Origin of the sequence: Saccharibacillus sp. JS10 (genome assembly GCF_024436065.1) — a bacterium.
Lineage (GTDB): Bacteria > Bacillota > Bacilli > Paenibacillales > Paenibacillaceae > Saccharibacillus.
This window is the reverse complement of sequence record NZ_JANFNS010000003.1, coordinates 44,329-62,721: the sequence shown is the minus strand read 5'-3', so window position 1 is coordinate 62,721 and position 18,393 is coordinate 44,329. Positions and strand designations below refer to the sequence as shown.

General features: G+C 47.5%; 18 protein-coding genes. 14 read left to right on the top strand and 4 right to left on the bottom strand.

What is annotated here, in order from left to right; all coding sequences use genetic code 11:
* The first annotated feature begins 88 nt into the window (after window positions 1–88).
* Genes NOM90_RS10780 through NOM90_RS10770 form a run of 3 tightly spaced genes read left to right on the top strand, consistent with a single transcriptional unit; the run spans window position 89 to window position 3,134 of the window.
* Window positions 89–2,053, top strand: coding sequence for an acyltransferase family protein (locus NOM90_RS10780; RefSeq protein WP_255941951.1), 1,965 nt, complete (start codon window positions 89–91; stop codon window positions 2,051–2,053).
* A gap of 32 nt (window positions 2,054–2,085) precedes the next feature.
* Window positions 2,086–2,814 carry an azaleucine resistance protein AzlC gene (gene azlC, locus NOM90_RS10775; protein ID WP_255941950.1) on the top strand — a complete coding sequence of 243 codons (729 nt, stop codon included), beginning with the start codon at window positions 2,086–2,088 and terminating at the stop codon, window positions 2,812–2,814.
* Window positions 2,814–3,134 (top strand): branched-chain amino acid transporter permease, encoded by a 321-nt coding sequence (locus NOM90_RS10770; protein WP_255942425.1) that lies wholly within the window; start codon window positions 2,814–2,816, stop codon window positions 3,132–3,134. The genes azlC and NOM90_RS10770 overlap by 1 nt, the downstream gene beginning before the upstream one ends.
* Window positions 3,135–3,161: 27 nt before the next feature.
* Here NOM90_RS10770 and NOM90_RS10765 read toward each other — a convergent pair whose 3' ends face one another.
* The gene (locus NOM90_RS10765; protein WP_255941949.1) at window positions 3,162–3,602 is read right to left on the bottom strand and encodes a GNAT family N-acetyltransferase; all 441 of its coding nucleotides are present in this window, start codon (window positions 3,600–3,602) and stop codon (window positions 3,162–3,164) included.
* Window positions 3,603–3,691: 89 nt separating this feature from the next.
* Between NOM90_RS10765 and NOM90_RS10760 the strand changes: the two genes are divergently transcribed.
* The 4 genes from NOM90_RS10760 (at window position 3,692) to NOM90_RS10745 (ending at window position 7,174) form a co-directional block, all read left to right on the top strand.
* Window positions 3,692–4,162, top strand: a complete 471-nt coding sequence (locus tag NOM90_RS10760; RefSeq protein WP_255941947.1) for a MarR family winged helix-turn-helix transcriptional regulator — start codon at window positions 3,692–3,694, stop codon at window positions 4,160–4,162.
* The gene (locus NOM90_RS10755) at window positions 4,159–4,683 is read left to right on the top strand and encodes a DUF402 domain-containing protein (protein ID WP_255941946.1); all 525 of its coding nucleotides are present in this window, start codon (window positions 4,159–4,161) and stop codon (window positions 4,681–4,683) included. The genes NOM90_RS10760 and NOM90_RS10755 overlap by 4 nt, the downstream gene beginning before the upstream one ends.
* A 186-nt stretch (window positions 4,684–4,869) precedes the next feature.
* A complete protein-coding gene (locus NOM90_RS10750; RefSeq protein WP_255941945.1) occupies window positions 4,870–6,201 on the top strand; it encodes an Nramp family divalent metal transporter in 1,332 nt (443 codons plus the stop codon).
* 238 nt (window positions 6,202–6,439) lie between these two features.
* The gene (locus NOM90_RS10745; protein WP_255941944.1) at window positions 6,440–7,174 is read left to right on the top strand and encodes a phosphatase PAP2 family protein; all 735 of its coding nucleotides are present in this window, start codon (window positions 6,440–6,442) and stop codon (window positions 7,172–7,174) included.
* 336 nt (window positions 7,175–7,510) lie between these two features.
* On the opposite strand, the gene NOM90_RS10740 is transcribed toward NOM90_RS10745, so the two are convergent.
* Window positions 7,511–7,993, bottom strand: coding sequence for a GAF domain-containing protein (locus NOM90_RS10740; RefSeq protein WP_255941943.1), 483 nt, complete (start codon window positions 7,991–7,993; stop codon window positions 7,511–7,513).
* A 233-nt stretch (window positions 7,994–8,226) separates the two neighbouring features.
* Between NOM90_RS10740 and NOM90_RS10735 the strand changes: the two genes are divergently transcribed.
* Window positions 8,227–8,529: a hypothetical protein gene (locus NOM90_RS10735; protein WP_255941942.1), complete on the top strand. Its 303-nt coding sequence runs from the start codon at window positions 8,227–8,229 to the stop codon at window positions 8,527–8,529.
* A gap of 293 nt (window positions 8,530–8,822) precedes the next feature.
* A complete protein-coding gene (locus NOM90_RS10730; protein WP_305121001.1) occupies window positions 8,823–10,250 on the top strand; it encodes an MDR family MFS transporter in 1,428 nt (475 codons plus the stop codon).
* 59 nt (window positions 10,251–10,309) lie between these two features.
* Here the strand turns inward: NOM90_RS10730 and NOM90_RS10725 are convergent, their stop codons facing one another.
* Together NOM90_RS10725 and NOM90_RS10720 are read right to left on the bottom strand one after the other, a co-directional pair.
* Entirely contained in the window at window positions 10,310–10,780 is a 471-nt protein-coding gene (locus tag NOM90_RS10725) for a MarR family winged helix-turn-helix transcriptional regulator (RefSeq protein WP_255941940.1), read from the bottom strand.
* A gap of 236 nt (window positions 10,781–11,016) precedes the next feature.
* Window positions 11,017–12,300 (bottom strand): BaiN/RdsA family NAD(P)/FAD-dependent oxidoreductase, encoded by a 1,284-nt coding sequence (locus tag NOM90_RS10720; RefSeq protein ID WP_255941939.1) that lies wholly within the window; start codon window positions 12,298–12,300, stop codon window positions 11,017–11,019.
* A gap of 261 nt (window positions 12,301–12,561) precedes the next feature.
* Between NOM90_RS10720 and NOM90_RS10715 the strand changes: the two genes are divergently transcribed.
* The 5 genes from NOM90_RS10715 to mutY all read left to right on the top strand — a co-directional run bounded on the left by NOM90_RS10715 (window position 12,562) and on the right by mutY (window position 18,002).
* Window positions 12,562–14,280: a two-component system sensor histidine kinase NtrB gene (locus tag NOM90_RS10715; RefSeq protein ID WP_255941938.1), complete on the top strand. Its 1,719-nt coding sequence runs from the start codon at window positions 12,562–12,564 to the stop codon at window positions 14,278–14,280.
* Window positions 14,281–14,416: 136 nt separating this feature from the next.
* The gene (locus NOM90_RS10710; protein WP_255941936.1) at window positions 14,417–14,851 is read left to right on the top strand and encodes a BrxA/BrxB family bacilliredoxin; all 435 of its coding nucleotides are present in this window, start codon (window positions 14,417–14,419) and stop codon (window positions 14,849–14,851) included.
* A gap of 138 nt (window positions 14,852–14,989) precedes the next feature.
* Window positions 14,990–15,805 (top strand): ammonia-dependent NAD(+) synthetase, encoded by an 816-nt coding sequence (gene nadE / locus NOM90_RS10705; protein ID WP_255941935.1) that lies wholly within the window; start codon window positions 14,990–14,992, stop codon window positions 15,803–15,805.
* 566 nt (window positions 15,806–16,371) lie between these two features.
* On the top strand, window positions 16,372–16,773 hold the full coding sequence (gene acpS / locus NOM90_RS10700) for a holo-ACP synthase (protein WP_255941934.1): 402 nt from the start codon (window positions 16,372–16,374) through the stop codon (window positions 16,771–16,773).
* Between the two features lie 65 nt (window positions 16,774–16,838).
* Window positions 16,839–18,002: an A/G-specific adenine glycosylase gene (gene mutY / locus NOM90_RS10695; RefSeq protein ID WP_255942424.1), complete on the top strand. Its 1,164-nt coding sequence runs from the start codon at window positions 16,839–16,841 to the stop codon at window positions 18,000–18,002.
* Window positions 18,003–18,393: the final 391 nt, after the last annotated feature.

Here is an 18,393-nt window from a genome sequence, read left to right as displayed (position 1 = left end):
GCGTACAATAGAAGCTGTCGTTTTTCAAAAATTCATACAGCGACGCGTTACAGCTTGAGGGTGAACAAGCAAGAAAGGTGTAGCTTATATGCGAATACATGCTAGTCAAAATAAAAAAATAAGCGATGAAATCAAACAAAGTTCTTCTAGTATTCATCGTTTTGGCAAAGCCGGTCAACAGTCGGCAACGCAGCAACCTCGGCGATATATGTACGGATTGGATGGTCTTCGGGCTTTAGCGGTACTTGCTGTTATGGCGTACCATCTCAATCTGGATTTCGTGCCGGGAGGATTATTTGGAGTCGGAATATTTTTTGTATTATCCGGCTATCTGATTACGGATCTATTATGGAGTCAGTGGCAAGAACAAGGTTCGATCGCTTTAGGTACTTTTTATATACGACGCGCAAGACGATTGCTTCCGGGTATGTTCACGGTGATCGGCGCGATCATGATCTGGTTATTTTTCGCCGATCCAAGTCGATTATCTGAACTGCGCGGAGATATTGCGGCGGGCGCGTTATACATAAGCAACTGGTGGTACATTTTTCATCATGTGTCTTACTTTGAGAGCTTTAGTGCGCCTTCGCCGCTAGGGCATTTCTGGTCGCTTGCGGTCGAAGAACAATTTTATATCCTATGGCCGATCCTGTTGCTTCTATTGGCGCCTTTGATGCGGAAAAAACTTCCGTTATTTATGTTTATCCTGGGGCTTGCGTTGTTATCGGTAGAAATGATGGCACTGCTCTACAATCCTGATCTTGACCCGAGCCGGGTTTATTACGGGACGGATACAAGAGCTTTTGCTTTGCTTGCCGGAGCGGCGCTTGCGGTAATCCTGCCTAGTCATAAGTTGTCTTCAAGCCTTTCGATTGGCAAAAAGATCGGGCTGGAACTGATCGGCATAGCCGCTTTGGTCTTTTTGATTACGCAAATGCTCACGGGCAGCGAATACGATTCGGCGCTGTATACAGGCGGGATGGCGCTTCAGGCGTTGGCGACGATGCTTCTGATTGCGGCGCTTGCGCATCCTTCTTCGGTGCTGGGACGTTTATTTGGAATAGCGCCGCTGCGCTGGATCGGACGTCATTCGTACGGGCTATATCTATGGCATTATCCCGTGATCGTATTGACGACGCCGAATATCAACACAGATGGTGTGAGCCCGCTGCGGGTTACGCTGCAAGTGTTAACTGTGTTTGTGTTAGCGGCATTGTCGTTCAAGTACATCGAAGATCCGATTCGTCAACGCGGATTTCGCGCTTTTGGATCGGGAATCTGGCAAAGCAAGCGTCGGCGCACGCATCATATTTTGTGTTCGCGGACAATCGCGCTGGTTGGGATTGCGTTAATCGGTCTTGCGGCGTGGCGTCTTGCCGATGATTCGGCATCACCAGTGACCGCAAGTTCGAAAGTGTCGGTTCAGACGCAAGCTTCGCAAGCGGTGCATCGCACCGTGAGTCAGCCACATGCAGTAGGTGCGAAACCGCAATCGTTGGGCGCTTCGACAAAAAACAATCCCAACGCATTAAATTCGCCGCAACCTTCAAAGTCGATATCGCCTGTCGAAAAAGTAGATTATACGGTAATCGGCGATTCGGTTATTTTAGATGCCAAGCCTGATCTGGAAGAGCAATTCGATCACATCCATGTAGATGGCAAAGTGGGTCGCCAGATGTGGGAAGCACCGGATTTGTTATCTCAACTAGACAGTCAAAATCAGCTTGGCGACCGCGTAGTCATCGAACTCGGTACCAACGGTTCGTTTAATTCGAAAAAGTTGAACGAAGTGTTGGAGCAGTTGAAGTCCAAAAAGCAAGTATATCTCGTCACCGTCAGAGTGCCGCGTGCTTGGGAACGCACCGTGAATCGAGCGCTCAGCGAAGCGGCAGAAGCTTATCCGAACGTCTCTATTATCGATTGGCATGATGCGAGTTCGGGACGGAGCGATTATTTCTCGGAAGACGGCGTGCATCTAACGCAAGACGGAGCAGAAGCTTTTACCGCGCTAGTCAAACAACATATTAAACAAAAAGAAATCAGTATGAAGTAAAGTAGCAGGCGGAAAGGAACGATATTCGGAAAATGAACAAACAAGCGACTGTATTCGCCGCATTTCGAGCTGCTTTCCCAATCACTGTACCGATTTTGGCTGGATTTATGTTTTTGGGGATCGCTTATGGCGTCTTCATGAACCTATCCGGCTTCGGTGCAGGATGGGCTTTTTTTATGAGTTTATTGATTTTTGCAGGATCGATGGAATTTGTAGCGGTGAGTTTGTTGTTAGGCGCTTTTAATCCGTTAGGAGCGTTACTTTTGACGTTGATGGTGAATGCAAGGCATTTATTTTATGGGCTATCGATGTTGGAGAAATACAAAGGCACCGGTTGGAAAAAGCCGTATCTGATATTCGGGATGTGCGACGAATCGTTTTCCCTGAATCAGTCGGCAACTATTCCGCGTGAAGTCGACCGAGGTTGGTTTATGTTTTTCGTGACGCTGCTGAATCATGTGTATTGGGTCGCGGGTGCGACGATTGGAGGGCTTCTCGGGTCATTTGTACATTTTGATTTAGAAGGTCTGGAGTTTGTGATGACGGCATTATTTGTCGTGATTTTCATTGAACAATGGATGAAAGAAAAAGTACACGATAGTGCGATGATCGGCATTGGCGTGTCCGTCGTGTGCTTGATTGTATTCGGTGCAGACCGTTTTATCATTCCGGCGATGCTTGTGATTTTGGCGATTCTGACTTTGGCGCGCAAAAAGTTGGAGCGTGAAACGATCGCAGCCGAAAAAGGAGAACCGTTATGATGAGTGTGAGCCAACAGATTTGGATCATCGCGATTGTCGTATTGGCAACGATGGCGACGCGCTTTTTGCCATTTTTGATCTTTCCACCGGGACGTCCAACGCCAAAATATATCCAATATCTCGGGAAAGTGTTACCTGCTGCGACCATCGGTTTGTTAGTGATCTATAGTTTGAAAAATATCAATCTGATGTCCGGCGCTCACGGAATTCCCGAATTGATTTCGGTTGCCGTGGTCGCCGGGTTACATGTGTGGAAAAAGAATATGTTTCTTTCGATAGCCGTCGGTACGATCTTATATATGGTTTTGATCCGGCTCTGAACCTCTGCACGTTGATAAATGATAGCTTTATCCGCGCAGCATATCCACATGAGGGATTCCGTCTTCAGGATACACATCGGAGATCGGCGTAAACCCGAACGAACCGTAAAACTTCTCCAAATAATGCTGCGCTTGAATTTTGATCTGGGATTGCCCCAGTTCTTCGGTCAAAAAAGTGATCGCTTGCGTCATCATCTGTTGAGCCAATCCTTGTCCGCGAAAAGCATCGTTGACCAGCACGCGTCCAATCGAAGCTTGGGTGTACGTAACGCCCGGTGGAATCAGGCGGCAGTAAGCGGCGATTTGTCCGTTTTCCTCGGCAAAAAGGTGATAACACTGGTTATCTTTGCCGTCGATTTCGGGATACAAGCAGTTTTGTTCCAACATAAATACCGCCACGCGCTGCTCTAAAATTCGGTATATTTCGTCCCCGGTTAGTTGTTCGAAAGATTTCAAATGCCACTGCATGATGTTGACCTCCTAATTTACTCGTATTGCCAAAGCAATGAATGTAGCATACAATGATTTTATTGCATTTGCAATAAAAGGAGGACGTTATGAGTTCAATCTTACGAGAAATCGGTGCGATCGCAAGATGCTTTGAATCGATGTCCAATATTGAGTTTAAGCCGTACGGGTTATCCAAAAATCAATATATTTATTTAGTGCGTATTTGCGAGCAACCGGGTATTATTCAAGAAGAAATCTTAACCCAAGTGAAAGTCGATCGTTCGACCGCTTCGCGTGCCATTGAGAAGTTGGAACGCGATCTGTTGATTCATAAAAAGCAACAGCAGGGCAACCTGAAAAACAAAACGTTATATCCAACCGAAAAAGGGCTGGAGATGTATCGGTTTTTGCAAAAAGAAGAACGGTACTCCGATGCGTCGGCGGTCAAAGGTCTGAGCGAACAAGACCAACAGCAACTCATGGAACTTTTGCAAAAAGTAAGAGTGAATGTCGAGCCGGACTGGGAATTTGTCAAAAACGGTGGGACTCGCCCATATCGAAAGGACGATCTGGAGTGAATATACAGGTTCATGCGACGAAATACGGAAATATTGCGCATTATGATTGGGAGATGACGTTGCTTGAACAGCGCGAAGATTTTGTGATTGCCGAAGGCAAAGCCGGTCGGAAGCTCAAGCACCATACCAAAGGTCAGACCTTCACGATTCCTCATGCTTCGCTTGAAGTGTATGCGCTGCAAGAAGGATTCACCGTTAGTTTTGATATCCAAAACGGCAAATTGATTTCAATCTATTGCAATATTACGCAGCCTTGTATCCAGCATGAATCCCATGTTTCTTTTGTCGATCTGGACCTGGATTTATTATGGAACGAAGCACAAGGCTGGCATGTCGTAGACGAAGACGAATTTGCGGATAATCAAGTGCGATTGAATTACCCACCCGAATTGATCGTATACGCTAGACAAGCTTTGGAAGACTTACAACAACGGATTGCCCAGCACCAATTTCCTTTTGACGGAAGTTTAGATCCAATCATTCACCATATAGCGAATCAAGCAGCGGAGCGGGAAGTATAGCTTCGCTTTTTTTATTGCCAATGTTTAAGTTTGCGTATAGCAGTGTTTACATATAGAGAGAAAAGGAGTACAATCGACTCAAAAGTTGCACAAGGGAAACAAAAGTGTGCATGAGTAACAAATATAGTTCGAGGAAATATATAAGCATGTCGATAAATGGAACGGGAATGAAGAGGTGAAGCAAGAATGGAAAAAGATATCGATACAAAAGCTGCACGGACTAAAGAAAAAGGAACGAAAAGTTTCGAAGAACGAAAAAACGCATCGCGAACACGAACTGAAATCGCGGCGCAAGCGGTACTAAGCGGAGAAACGAAAGGGCTCAAACGGCTATTGCCGTTTCTAGGCCCAGCGTTTATCGCAGCCGTTGCGTATATCGATCCCGGTAACTTTGCTACCAATATTACAGCCGGTTCGCAATACGGTTATATGCTGCTGTGGGTGATCTTCGGCTCGAATCTAATGGCGGTATTGATTCAATCGCTATCTGCAAAACTCGGCATCGCGACAGGGCGGAACTTGCCGGAGATCGCCAGAGATCGTTTTCCCAAAGGCGTCTCGATCTTTTTGTGGATTCAAAGCGAATTGGTCATTATCGCGACCGATTTAGCCGAATTTATCGGCGCTGCGCTCGGTCTATATCTGATCTTCGGGATTCCGATGCTTCCAGCCGCATTGATTACCGCAGTCGCTTCGTTTGCTATATTAGAACTTCAACGCCGAGGATTTCGAGCTTTGGAGACGGGTATTGCAGGGATGGTCGTCGCGGTCGTATTGGCTTTTGCTTTTCAAGTATTTATGGCAAAACCGGATATGGGCGCGGTCGCTATGGGAATGTTCACACCAAAATTTGAGGGTACACAAAGCATTATGCTAGCAGCCGGGATTTTGGGCGCAACCGTGATGCCGCACGCGATTTATCTGCATTCTTCGCTTACGCAAAGCCGGATTGTAGGACGCAACGAAGAAGAAAAGAAAAAGATTTTTCGGTTGGAATTTTTCGATATTGTATTCGCGATGATCGTCGCGGGTGCAGTGAATATGGCGATGCTGATTATTGCCGCCGCTTTGTTTTTCAAAAATGGATTGGTGGTCGAAGAGCTCGATCAAGCGTTTATCCATTTCCGTGAACTTGCCGGTCCTGCGACCGCGATCTCTTTCGGTCTAGGTCTATTGATCGCGGGATTGTCGAGTTCGTCGGTCGGTACGTTATCGGGCGATGTCGTGATGCAAGGATTTATCAACAAGCGGATCAACTTGTATCTGAGACGTGCAATCACGATGGTACCGCCGCTCGCGCTGATTATTTCGGGGATTGACGCGACTCAAGCGCTGGTGAGCAGCCAAGTCGTATTGTCGTTCGGGATCGCGTTTGCGTTAGTGCCGCTGATGATGTTCACCGGCGATCGCAAATTGATGGGTGGGTTAGTCAACCGACCGATTACGAAAGTGTTGGGTTGGGCGATTGCGGCTCTGGTCATTGCGCTCAATATTTTCTTGGTTGTCGAAAGTTTCTGATGACCATCCCAGTTTCGGTTAGCGTTTCATACGAATCCTTTCTCGCTTCGGCGGGGAAGGATTTTTTGAATTCCAAGCTTGTTGGTTACAAACGGGATAGAAGTGTTTAACGACATGTAGATATACGTAAATTGAATGTAAAGCTGGCTTGGTGGTATGATGAGAATTCGATGCGTTTAAGCGTTGCAGTAAAATGAATCCTAATCACGATTTTGAAAAGAAATTCGGAGGGTCCTGAATGGTAATGGAAAAAGAAAAGTGGAAAACGAAAGCTTCGATGAGGCATACGACTTTGTGTTTGGTCGGATTTGGCGTATTGGCTGTGGTCTTCGTCATTATTGCGATGATGGTAGGCTCAGATAATCAGCGCGTTATCGATTTCGACCATAAATGGATCGGACGAATTCAAGGGCAAGAAGCACCGGGCTGGACAATGGTTGCCGAGACTTTATCTTGGATCGGCTCAACCAAAGTCGTTATCGCATTAATTTTGATTTTGCTACTGTTTTTACTGTATATCCCACGCCTTCGCTGGGAACCGCTGCTTGTCCTATGCGCGACAGGCGGCAGCGCGCTGATTAATATTTTGCTCAAAAATCTGTTCCAACGCGAACGTCCAGACATCAACCGTCTCGCGCAAGAATATTCGTACAGCTTCCCGAGCGGCCACTCGATGGGCGCGTTCGCCCTTTACGGGATTTTGGCATACTTGCTTTGGCGAATGATTCGCCCGATGTCGATTCGAATTATTTCACTGATTCTCTGCATCTTGCTGACGCTCACGATCGGGCTCAGCCGAATCTACCTCGGCGTCCATTATCCGAGCGATGTGATCGGCGGCTACGTCGCAAGCGGCGCTTGGCTCGCACTGACGATCGGCGTGTTTGAATACTGGCGTCACCGTAAACAAAGCCGCCTCGGCGGCCGCACCGAAGCCGAACGCCAAGAAAGTCTGCGGGGCGACGGGATTTAATTCGCTATAAAATTAATCTAGTATTATACAAAAAGCCCGCGTCCTCCATTAAGGAGACGTGGGCTTCTTCTTTAAATCTTCAAAAACACTCCGATGTAGCTTGGGCAGCGAAAAGGCGGAGAGAGAAATTCAGTGCAGGTGAAGCATTTCGAAGAAACGCACTTCGGAAGCATACGCTGTTAGCGTTCGCCTTTGAAATCGAGAAAATCCATTCCAAGTTTAATCAACTTTTCTCGATTTCAACACGCGACCTAAAGACTTTCGAAGAAAGACACATCGTAAGCATACGCTAACGAATTTCTCTCGAAGCCTTTTCGCTGCCCCAACCTACGTAACTTAAAGCTGAGCAACTAGGATTTTCGCGAACTCCTCAACGAACTCGCGGTCGCTTTCGTCGAATCGAGCGTGTTCCGGGCTGTCAATATCGAGGACGCCGATCAGTTCGCCGTTGTCTTTAACCAACGGCACGACAATCTCGCTGTTCGTTGCCGAATCGCAAGCGATATGCCCCGGGAAAGCATGTACGTCTTCGACGAGCTGCGTTTCGCGGGTTTGTGCCGCTGTGCCGCAGACGCCTTTGCCCATCGGAATACGGATACATGCCGGTAAGCCTTGGAATGGACCGAGTACGAGTTCTTTGCCGTCGTACAGATAGAAGCCCGACCAGTTCGTGTCGTCCAAGCATTGAGCCAGTAGCGCCGAAGCGTTGGCAAGATTGGCGATCCGATCCGGTTCACCGTCGATCAGAGCTTTCAATTGATTCAGCGCAGTCGCGTAATTTTCTTCGCGCGTACCTGCGTAAAGTTTAGTTTCAAACATGAGCGTGAGCCTCCTATTCGCATACAGTTTCACAGAATCAGATCTTTACCGAAATGAGCTGACCTTGCAGCAACCCGGTATTCTTAATTAAGGACTGTTCGCCGAAAAATGTCAATGCGGCAGTTGAATGTCTGAGGTTGCCGAGTGTTTCCCGAATTCGGCGTGAGGGTAAGTAGTGGATAACTCAAATCCTATACCTACAAAATAACGTTGATTGAATGGAGGAACAGGCTATGCAAGCGGCAACGCAGAATTTATTTATACGGATTCATTTACTGCATTACGCGGAAGAACAAGACATTTCGATCCGCGAAGCGCTACCGAAATTGGAGCGTGTCGGTTACCGGGTCGCAGATCGGGAGGTTAAGCAAGAGCTAGAAAATCTAGCGACTGAAAATCTACTGACTGCACACGGCGAAGAGTACACACTGACTGGCGCCGGCATCACCGAGCTTCGCAAAATCCGCAGCGCACTTGGCAATATGTGCTCGGAAGTGCTCAGCGAAAGTGGCAACGCGAAAATGGCGGGCGTATAAGTTTTCGCTTCATGTACACAGATCAAACGACTTCTGAGAGTAAACCCTGTCTCAGATGTCTGAATCCCCGAGTGTTCTCTGATCGTCAAAGAGAACATTCGGGGATTTTTATAGCTTATGAAATCTCTGACAAAGCTGAACCAACTGAGCATTTCCATGATAAAATAGACAGATGTGTCGCTGTCTGAGGGAGATATATTGCCCAAGTCGCAGCGATCGAGAATTGAATACGAGAGGATTGTACAGCCGTGACACAACTGCAAGACAGACGTAAATACGTAGTCGCGGGTCTTATGCTCTCGACGTTTCTAGCGGCAATCGAAGGAACGGTGATCAGCCCCGCTACGCCTTCGATCGTCGGAGAATTTGAAGCCGCTTCGCTGATGAGTTGGGTATTTGCCGCTTATTTGCTCACGATGGCAGTCACCACGCCGATCTTTGGCAAGCTTAGCGATCTGTTCGGACGCAAGCCAATCTTTTTGCTCGGCTGTATTTTGTTTATCGTAGGATCTGCGTTATGCGGATTCGCGCAAGGCATGGAGCAATTGATCGCTTTTCGCGCGTTGCAAGGTATTGGTGCAGGTGCTGTTATTCCCGTGACCTATACGATCATTGGCGATCTGTATAAGATGGAAGAACGCGGCAAGATTCAAGGCATGGTCAGTTCGGTCTGGGGCATCGCGTCGCTCGTGGGACCGCTGCTTGGCGGTTATCTGGTCGATACTTTTTCCTGGCGCTGGATTTTCGGGATTAACGTCCCGTTCGGGTTACTTGCTGTAGCGTTTATTATGGTGTTTTTGAAAGAAGAACGGGTACGCAAAAAAGCTCAGATCGACTGGGCGGGAGCGGCTACGTTCTCGATCGGCATGACCGCATTGTTACTCGCTCTCACTTCAGGCGGGCAATCGGCTGCATGGGATTCGCCGTTATTAATCGCGTTATTGGCAGGCGCAATCATTATGCTGGTCTTGTTCGTGTGGATCGAAAGCCGTGCGGCTGAGCCGATGGTTCCACTCAAGTTGTTCCGCATACGCGATATTACCTTTTCGAGTATCGCTGCAATCTTCGTCAGTACGCTATTGATCGGTCTAACCACGTATATTCCGCTGTGGGTACAAGGGGTTCAATTAGGAAGTGCGGTATTGTCCGGTATGCTGCTTGCGCCGATGTCTTTCACTTGGATAGCCGGATCGTTCATTAGCGGTAAAATGATTGCCAAAAGCGGCGCACGCAATTCAGCCGTTATCGGGTTAACGGCTTTGGTGCTTGGCATCGCAGGCGTTACGCTGCTTGGCGGCGATGCGCCAATCTATGTTTTGCCTCTATTGATGTTAGTACTCGGCTTGGGTTTCGGGATGTCGCTCACTGTCTTTACGATCGTGGCGCAGTCCTCGGTTGGCTATTCGCTACGCGGAGCTTCGACCGCATTGAACACGTTTTTGCGTACGCTCGGTCAGACCCTTGGCGTTGCTTTTTTCGGTACGTTTTTGAATGCGGTATTGTTATCGGATCAAGGAACTTCCGGAGCAAGCGAAGCGGATATCAACTTGTTGTTATCCGAACACGGACGTTCCGAGATGCCGGCGGATAAACTTGCCAGCTTGTCCGGTATACTCGAAGGCGGCCTTCACCAATTGTTTATCGTGATGTTGATCTTGACGGTCTTGGGATTGATTGCGGTAATTCCGCTTAGCAAGCGTCCTCCGGAACCGCGCGAATAATGGAGTCGTTGTTAAAAAAAGACGATTGCCCTGGATCAAGCGGGCAATCGTCTTTTTGTTTAAGATTTACGCGTTGCGGGTGAGAGCCGCTGAGCTTCTTTGCCCATCTTTTTTAATAACGTAATCAGTTGCAATTTTTCTTGTTCATCCAGCCCGCTGAATGCACTTGTGAGTTGCTGCGCGTAAGGAGGATGGGCTTCGTCCATCAGCACACGTCCCGTTTCAGTCAAATCCGCATAACTGACGCGGCGATCATTGGGGCAAGGGCGGCGAATGAGTAGACCGTGACTTTCTAATTTATCGATGACATACGTAACGTTTCCGCTTTGCAGCAGAAGATTGGCTCCGATCTGTTGAATCGGCTGTTGCCCTTTCAAATAAAGCAATTCAAGGACAGCAAAAGCTGTCGAGTTAAAGCCCGGAATTTTACCGCTGCTGACCGTATGTTCACTGACGCTTTTGAATGATTTGGCGAACACCTTATACAAATGAAGGGATAACTCGGTATCTCGGTTTTGGATCGAAATCATATTATTCCCGCCTTTCGAAATCAGATAAAAGATTTAAATTTATCTTAATCCACCCCATTGCCTACAAAATGTGTCATTTATCACACTTTTCGTAATGAATTGATTAAAATTTGTACAATTTCACGAAAGGTTCAAATTTGAACGGCTTTTTGATCTCAAATCCTGCCCAAACAAAAAAAGCTAGACCGGAGTTTGATCTCCAATCTAGCTTTTTTCAATTCTATCTTTTTCTTCAATTAGGATAAAGTCGCACGAAGTTCCGAAGCTTTGATCGCCGCGTTGCTTCCGGCTGCATGACCGGTCGAGAACGCCGCTGTAATATTGTAGCCTCCGGTATACCCGTGGATATCCAGCAATTCTCCGCAAAAGTATAATCCGCTCGTCAATTTCGATTCCATCGAATACGGATCGATTTCTTTCAGATGCACACCGCCGCCGGTCACAAACGCATCTTCGATCGACAACGTGCCGTTGACCGGAATTGGGAACGCTTTGATCAACTTCGAGAGTTCGATCCATTTCGCTTTTGGAATATTGTCATGCGTCAGCATTTCATCCAGTTCCGCGCGAATCAATAGTAGAGGAATCAACTTCTCGGGAATTACCGTTTTGAGCACGTTTTTGATCGCTTTTTTCGGATCGGCTGCGGTTAGATTGAATGTCTCGCGGTATACATCGTCTGCGCTGCTGTTCGGCATCAGATCCACCGTGACTCGCACCGTACCGCCGGCTTGTTTATCCAATTCTTTGACAACGTATTGACTGCATCGCAGCGCCGCTGGGCCGGATAATCCGAAGTGGGTAAACAGCATATCGCCGGTGTGCGTCACCAGCTTTTTGCCTTTGGCATTCCAGACGGTAAGTTCGATCTCGCGCAGCGACAAGCCTTGCAGTTCTTTGCTTTGAATAAAAGCCGCACCCGAAGTGATCGGAACTTCTGTCGGGAAAAGCTTCGTAATCGTATGCCCGGCATCTTCCGCCCACGGATAACCGTCGCCGGTCGAACCTGTTTTCGGCACGGATTTTCCGCCGACTGCCGCGATCACGCAAGCCGCCGAATATTTGGTTCCGTTTTTCAACAATACGCCGGAGACTTGTCCATCTGCGTACAAAATCCGCTCGACAGGCGTATTGATTCGGACTTCAACGCCAAGAGAACGGACTTGACCGACAAGCGCATCGACAACCGTTTTGGCGCGATCGCTAACCGGGAACATCCGTCCGTTATCTTCTTCTTTCAATGCAATACCCAGCCCTTCGAAAAAGGCGATGATATCGCGACTGCCAAATTGAGACAAAGCACTATACAAAAACCGACCATTGCCGGGAATCCATTTGATTAAATCGTCAAACTCTTTGTTATTCGTTACGTTACAGCGTCCGCCACCTGAAATGCCGAGCTTGCGCCCCAGCTTATCGCCTTTATCGAGCAAGAGCACACGTGCTCCTTTTTCTCCCGCCGCAACTGCCGCCATCAAGCCCGCCGAACCGCCGCCTACGACGATTACGTCATAATCCAAAATACATCTTCCTTTTCTGATTGATTTCTTCATCTATAATAGCACAAACCCATTGCTGGCGTTGAGGTCTGTTCGGCTGCATTCGTTCTTTTGACGCAATAGCAACCTTTATTCCTGTTATTCAAAGCTATGCACTGGGTATATTGTATCGGAAAGACGATTATGTTTTAATCAAAGCATAGTCTTTTTTCTTTATTATGGAAAAAACCGCTCTCCATGATGCAGTGAAATGTACGCATACCCAGAGGAGGTATAGGCACAGTGGAACTGTTAAAAGTATTCATCATCCAAATCTTATTCGCTTCGCTCCCCGTTTTGCTTGTACCTTCTTTTGAAACTTTTATCCGTACCCGTTTACCTAGATTAATGCTGAAAAATGATGGAGATTCTGTGGGAATTGCTTTTACTTTCGCGAGCGCTGCTTCTTTGTTGATGTGTTGGTTTTTGGATGCAGGCAGTACGCGAATTGATGGGCACTTATCGTTATTACCAACCGGTATGGGTATTTTGTATGGGATCAAAAAAGGTGTATTTCCTCTTGTCGCTTTGTATGGGATTATCGGCTCCATATTTGCGCAGATCGGCGAAGCTCCTTATGTCTGGGTAGAAACAGTTGCACTGCTGATCTTAGCATTGTCTAGGCCTTATCTGCTTACGCTGTCTCGCACACGCCGAAGAATCGTACTGATTAGTTGGCTACTATTGACCTACGCGCCGCATGCTTTTTTTCATATCCAAGAATATGCGCTGGTTAGTAATCACTGGGTCGCGATTCCAAGAGTAATCATTGAACTGCTTGCTGGAATCACAGCGGGGTTATTGTTGCTGTATTCAAGGCGCGATGCGCAAGATCGGTATTTACTTACGGAAGAAGCAGGAGTCATGCGCGAGCGCGTAATTGAAGAAGAAGTCAAGTTAAAGGCTTTTATGGAAACCTTACCGGGTATTGCACTTATGCTTGACCGCGAAGCTCGGATTACGAATATTAACGATCGAGCTTTTGGTGCGGTCAGTAGTCGGATTCCTACGATTACTCGCGAGATGATCATTGGTCAAAATTTTTCGAAACTTATGGAGTCGATGGGAATGAGAGCAGAACCTGCTTTTTTGCAAGCGCTCGAAAGAACGATCCAAGAAAATCGAAACGTAGAACATACGATGGCTCTTGATGGGCGAACATTCAATATGTATTTTTCACCGACCTATACCGATCATCATGAAGCATTCGGCGCGGTATGCAGTATCTACGATGTGACTGAAATTGAGCGAATGCGAGCAGAGCTTGAAGATATGAATCGCTTGAATCTGATCGGTCAAATGGCGGCTGGCGTCACCCACGAAGTTCGTAATCCTATGGCGGTAGTCCGTGGATATTTGCAAATTCTGCAACGCAAAACGCCAGAAGAATACGACCATTATTACAAAATCGTGTTGTCCGAGCTGGACCGTGCCGGAGGGATTATCGACGACTTTTTAGCATTGGCGCGCACCAAGCAAAAAATGAACGAGCGAAGGACGCTGCGTTCGGTTGTCGATGACTTGTGGCCTTTGCTTCAAGCCGATGCTAATCTTCGCAGTCAGACGATCCGGATCGAAGAAGGAACGCAAGGAGAAGAAATGCCGATGCATCCCGGAGAAATCAAGCAATTGATTCTGAATTTGGCGCGAAATGCACTAGAGGCAATGGGTGATAAAGGCGAGTTGGTGATTGCAATCGAAGATTGTAACGAACATTGGCGTCTGCGGGTCAAAGACAATGGTCCCGGCATTTCGGATGAGACGCTCAAGCAGATCCGGCAACCTTTTTTTACCACGAAAAAAACCGGAACGGGTCTGGGTCTGGCATTGTGCTCGGGAATCGCGGAACGGCACGGCGGCAAATTATCGATTCAATCAACGGTTGGCGTCGGCACGGAAGTTCAGATCGATTTTGCTAAAGTTCAGGCGTATGAAAAAGAGCAAGTCGTTGTCGAATCTTAGCTTAAGCTATTTGCGAAAAAGGATCTTTTGTGGCAAGATTGGCAAAGTGGGACATATGATTGGGAAACAGCTTTCCTTTGGTTAGGGCTCACGGTATAATAAAAGCACATCAATGACTTGGAGGAGTGAATCGAATATGGCTATGTCTTTCGATCAATATATGCGCGATATGATTCAACCGATGCGCGATGAACTGACTACACTCGGAATTCGCGAATTGCGTACACCCGAAGAAGTGGAAGAAAATCTTCCAAATGCTACAGGAACGACCCTTGTCGTAATCAATTCGGTATGCGGATGCGCAGCAGGTCAATGCCGTCCGGGCGTTGCCGAAGCGCTGAAAAACGAGAAAGTACCGACTAATTTGTTCACTGTATTTGCTGGACAAGACAAAGAAGCGACGGCGCAAGCTCGCGAATATTTCGCGCCGTACCCACCGTCTTCGCCTTCGATCGCATTGTTCAAAGACGGCGAATTGGTACATTTCATCGAGCGCCATTCGATTGAAGACCGTTCTGCCGGCGATATCGCGGACGATCTGTCACGTGCTTTCGACGAATATTGCGTATAATTTTTTGAAAAGTCTCGTTCGAACCTTTGCGGTTCGTCGAGGCTTTTTTTCGTCTGTGGAAGTGCGATGTCAGGCTGCTATGGGTATAATGGTGAAGAAAGCTTTATTATTTCGGATGAGATAAAGGAGAGTGTCACGATGAATTTACAGCAACAGATTATCGCTGAACTTGGTGTACAACCGACGATCGATCCTGAAGCAGAGATTCGTAAACGGGTCGATTTTTTGAAGCAGTATGTGCTTGCAGCAGGTGCTAACGGTCTATTGATCGCCATTAGCGGCGGCGTAGATAGCGCAGTGGCAACCGGGCTTTGCAAACGTGCGACAGACGAGTTGACGCAAGAAAATGGCAAAGAGTACATCACGCTCGGTGTATTCCAACCTTATGGCGACCAATCGGATATCGAGCACAGTTACGCAACGGCAAAAGCTTTCGGTCTGACTCATACGGTAGAAACGAATATCCAAGATGCGGTCGATCATGTCTCGCAGACGGTCGAGAAAAGCTTCGAAAAACTCGATATCGAGAACCCGCGCAAAATGACGGACAAAGGCAAAGGCAACATCAAAGCGAGAACGCGTATGGTCGTGCAATATGCGCTGTCGTTCGAGATGAATCTGATCGTAGTCGGTACCGATCACGCTTCGGAAGCCGTAACCGGATTCTATACGAAGTGGGGCGACGGCGCGGTCGATATTACGCCATTGTCCACGCTGAACAAACGTCAAGTGCGCCAAGTGGCTTCGGCACTCGGTGTTCCTGCTGAGATCGTGACGAAAGCGCCAACGGCTGGACTATGGGTTGGGCAAACGGACGAGACGGAACTTGGGATTACGTATGACGAGAACAGCGATTACTTGGAAGGCAAAGAAGTCTCGCCGAAAGTGCAGAATCTGTTGGAGAGTTTTTATAAAAAAACGGTGCATAAGCGGAATCCGATTCCGGGGATTTAAAAACTTCGGCTTTACTGTGGTGCGGGAAGCGAAAAGGCTACGAGAGAAATTCGTTAGCGTATGCTTACGATGTGCCTTTCTTCGAAAGCCTTTAGGTCGCGTGTTGAAATCGGGAAAAGATGATTGGAATTTTAGTTAGGAATTTTCCCGATTAGCGGTGCAAATTTAACGGTATATTACCGGAAAATCTGCACCACAAAGGCGAACTAGCATATGCTTCCGAAGTGCATTTCTTCGAAATGCTTCACCTCCTTCACAAACTTTCTCTCTCTGCCTTTTCGCTTCCAGGTACGCTCGGTTTTTTTGTAGGGTGAGGGTAAGAGAAGAGAATAGATACAAGAAAGACCTGCCTGATTAGGGGCAGGTCTTTCTTGTATCTAGAAAAAGCAAGGAAAAGACAAAATAGAAAGAGGAACTGGAGTTCGATTGTTTATCTTGATACAATATGGGGTGGAATCTTAATGGAGAGCGTACACCGGGATAGAGAGTAAGAGTCAAAAATAAAGAGAATATATTGAAGATTAAGAAAGAAAATAGATGGCGAGCTTTTGATGGGGGAGTCGGGGATGATCTACGGAATCGGTCATGATTTATTGGAGATCGGGCGGGTCGTTAAGGTGTTAGATGGGCGGCAAAAGGAAAGGTTCATGCAGCGTGTATTGACGCCGGCAGAGCTTGAGATCGCGGAAAAGCGTGGAGCGAGATTAGCGGAATTTGTGTCGGGGCGTTTTGCGGCAAAAGAAGCGATTGTCAAAGCTTTGGGTTGCGGAATCGGGCATCAGGTCGGATTTGAAGATATTGAGATTGTTCCAGATCATCTAGGGAAACCTGTGGTGAAGTTATCAGACGGAGCTTGGCAAAGGCTCGATCTGCCCGGGCAGAAAGAATATACGGTTCATTTAAGTATTACGCATCAGCCGGGGATGGCTTCGGCGTTTGCGGTAGTGGAAAGGACGACATCGGGATGAGTAACGAATCGAATAAAGAGACAGGAACAGAAAATGAAGTGAGTGTATGGGAGCGAATCGTTAGTATTGAAGCGGAGGAAAGTCGGGCTTATTTTAGCCGCGAATTGTTGATTTGGTACGATCGGAGCAAACGTGATTTGCCATGGCGCAGACACCGCGATCCGTATTTTATTTGGGTATCGGAAATTATGTTGCAACAAACACGCGTCGATACGGTGATTCCGTATTTCCATCGGTTTATTGAGCGGTTCCCGACGATTGTCGATCTCGCGGAAGCGCCGCAAGAAGATGTGGTAAAGATGTGGGAAGGATTAGGCTACTATTCCCGGGCACGTAATCTGCAAGCCGCCGCGCAGCAGATCGTAGAACGTCATGAAGGCAAAATGCCTTCGCGGCGTGAAGATGTATTTGCGTTAAAAGGGGTCGGGCCTTATACAGCGGGAGCGATCTTGAGTATCGCGTTCAATCAGCCGGAACCTGCGGTAGACGGCAATGTGATGCGCGTGTTGTCCCGATATTTTTTGATCGAAGACGACATTGCAAAGCCAAAAACCAGAATCGGGATGGAGAAAATCATTCCGGGTCTAATTCCAGAAGGTCGAGCTTCGGACTTCAATCAGGCATTGATGGAATTGGGAGCTTTGATCTGCACGCCAAAATCGCCGCATTGCTTGATTTGCCCGGTGATGGAGCATTGCCGAGGACGGATCGAAGGCATGGAACGGGACTTGCCGGTTAAAACCAAAGCCAAAAAGCCGCGTCCTGAACAGCGCCTAGCGATCTTGTTGGAAGGTACAGGCGAGCATGAAGGGCAAGTCTTGATTCGGCGCCGCCCGAAAACGGGGTTGTTGGCAGGGATGTGGGAAGTGCCGCACGTCGCGGCATCCGGCGAAGATCTCGGTATTGATATCGCGCAGCTTGAAGAATTACTGGAGGATCGCGGATTGTCTTGGTCGCCGATGACGCCTTATATGACTGCCGAGCATACGTTCAGTCATATTCATTGGACGATGAATGTGTTGATCGCCCACGAAGAACCGGAAGTGTTGGAGAAATTGGTTGCGGAAAGCGGCGTGCCGTATGAAGTGGCTGTGCCGGAGTCGGCGGCTGACTTTGACGATGCGGAAGATGGGGAAGAGTGGCGCTGGATTTCGCCGGACGGGATGAAAGAGATTGCTTTTCCGAATTTGTTTTTGAATATATTAAATGAGTATTTTGCATCGAGGTGAGGCGCTGCGAGAGAAATTCGTTAGCGTATGCTTACGATATGCCTTTCTTCGAAAGTCTTTAGGTCGCGTGTTGAAATCGGGAAAATTTGATTGGAATTTGAGTTAGGAATTTTCCCGATTTCAAAGGCGAACATTCCATTCCTTCACTGAATTTCTCTCTCCGCTACTTCATGCGATGTGTGGGGCGGCGAGCGAAGGGAGTAGTGCGCTTCGATTCTTGAATCTCTGCGCAACTGCAAAAAGAAGTACTTTTCAGTACTCTTGAATATGAGTTTCGAATTGATAACTTCGAGATTACGGAAAAATGTCATGCGCCATTTTTTTTACAGTGTACGGTGTGCTTTTTTAAGATAAAGATAAATACGAAAGAAATGAGCAACAAAAAAGCCGC

Excerpts from the sequence above, each read along its gene's own strand:
- NOM90_RS10725 (WP_255941940.1), bottom strand. The coding sequence starts at position 10,780 with ATGATTTCGATCCAAAACCGAGATACCGAGTTATCCCTTCATTTGTAT.
- acpS (WP_255941934.1), top strand. The coding sequence starts at position 16,372 with ATGATCTACGGAATCGGTCATGATTTATTGGAGATCGGGCGGGTCGTT.
- NOM90_RS10735 (WP_255941942.1), top strand. The coding sequence starts at position 8,227 with ATGCAAGCGGCAACGCAGAATTTATTTATACGGATTCATTTACTGCAT.
- NOM90_RS10740 (WP_255941943.1), bottom strand. The coding sequence starts at position 7,993 with ATGTTTGAAACTAAACTTTACGCAGGTACGCGCGAAGAAAATTACGCG.
- NOM90_RS10750 (WP_255941945.1), top strand. The coding sequence starts at position 4,870 with ATGGAAAAAGATATCGATACAAAAGCTGCACGGACTAAAGAAAAAGGA.
- nadE (WP_255941935.1), top strand. The coding sequence starts at position 14,990 with ATGAATTTACAGCAACAGATTATCGCTGAACTTGGTGTACAACCGACG.
- NOM90_RS10710 (WP_255941936.1), top strand. The coding sequence starts at position 14,417 with ATGGCTATGTCTTTCGATCAATATATGCGCGATATGATTCAACCGATG.
- NOM90_RS10765 (WP_255941949.1), bottom strand. The coding sequence starts at position 3,602 with ATGCAGTGGCATTTGAAATCTTTCGAACAACTAACCGGGGACGAAATA.
- NOM90_RS10730 (WP_305121001.1), top strand. The coding sequence starts at position 8,823 with ATGCTCTCGACGTTTCTAGCGGCAATCGAAGGAACGGTGATCAGCCCC.
- NOM90_RS10760 (WP_255941947.1), top strand. The coding sequence starts at position 3,692 with ATGAGTTCAATCTTACGAGAAATCGGTGCGATCGCAAGATGCTTTGAA.
- azlC (WP_255941950.1), top strand. The coding sequence starts at position 2,086 with ATGAACAAACAAGCGACTGTATTCGCCGCATTTCGAGCTGCTTTCCCA.
- NOM90_RS10780 (WP_255941951.1), top strand. The coding sequence starts at position 89 with ATGCGAATACATGCTAGTCAAAATAAAAAAATAAGCGATGAAATCAAA.
- NOM90_RS10770 (WP_255942425.1), top strand. The coding sequence starts at position 2,814 with ATGAGTGTGAGCCAACAGATTTGGATCATCGCGATTGTCGTATTGGCA.
- NOM90_RS10745 (WP_255941944.1), top strand. The coding sequence starts at position 6,440 with ATGGTAATGGAAAAAGAAAAGTGGAAAACGAAAGCTTCGATGAGGCAT.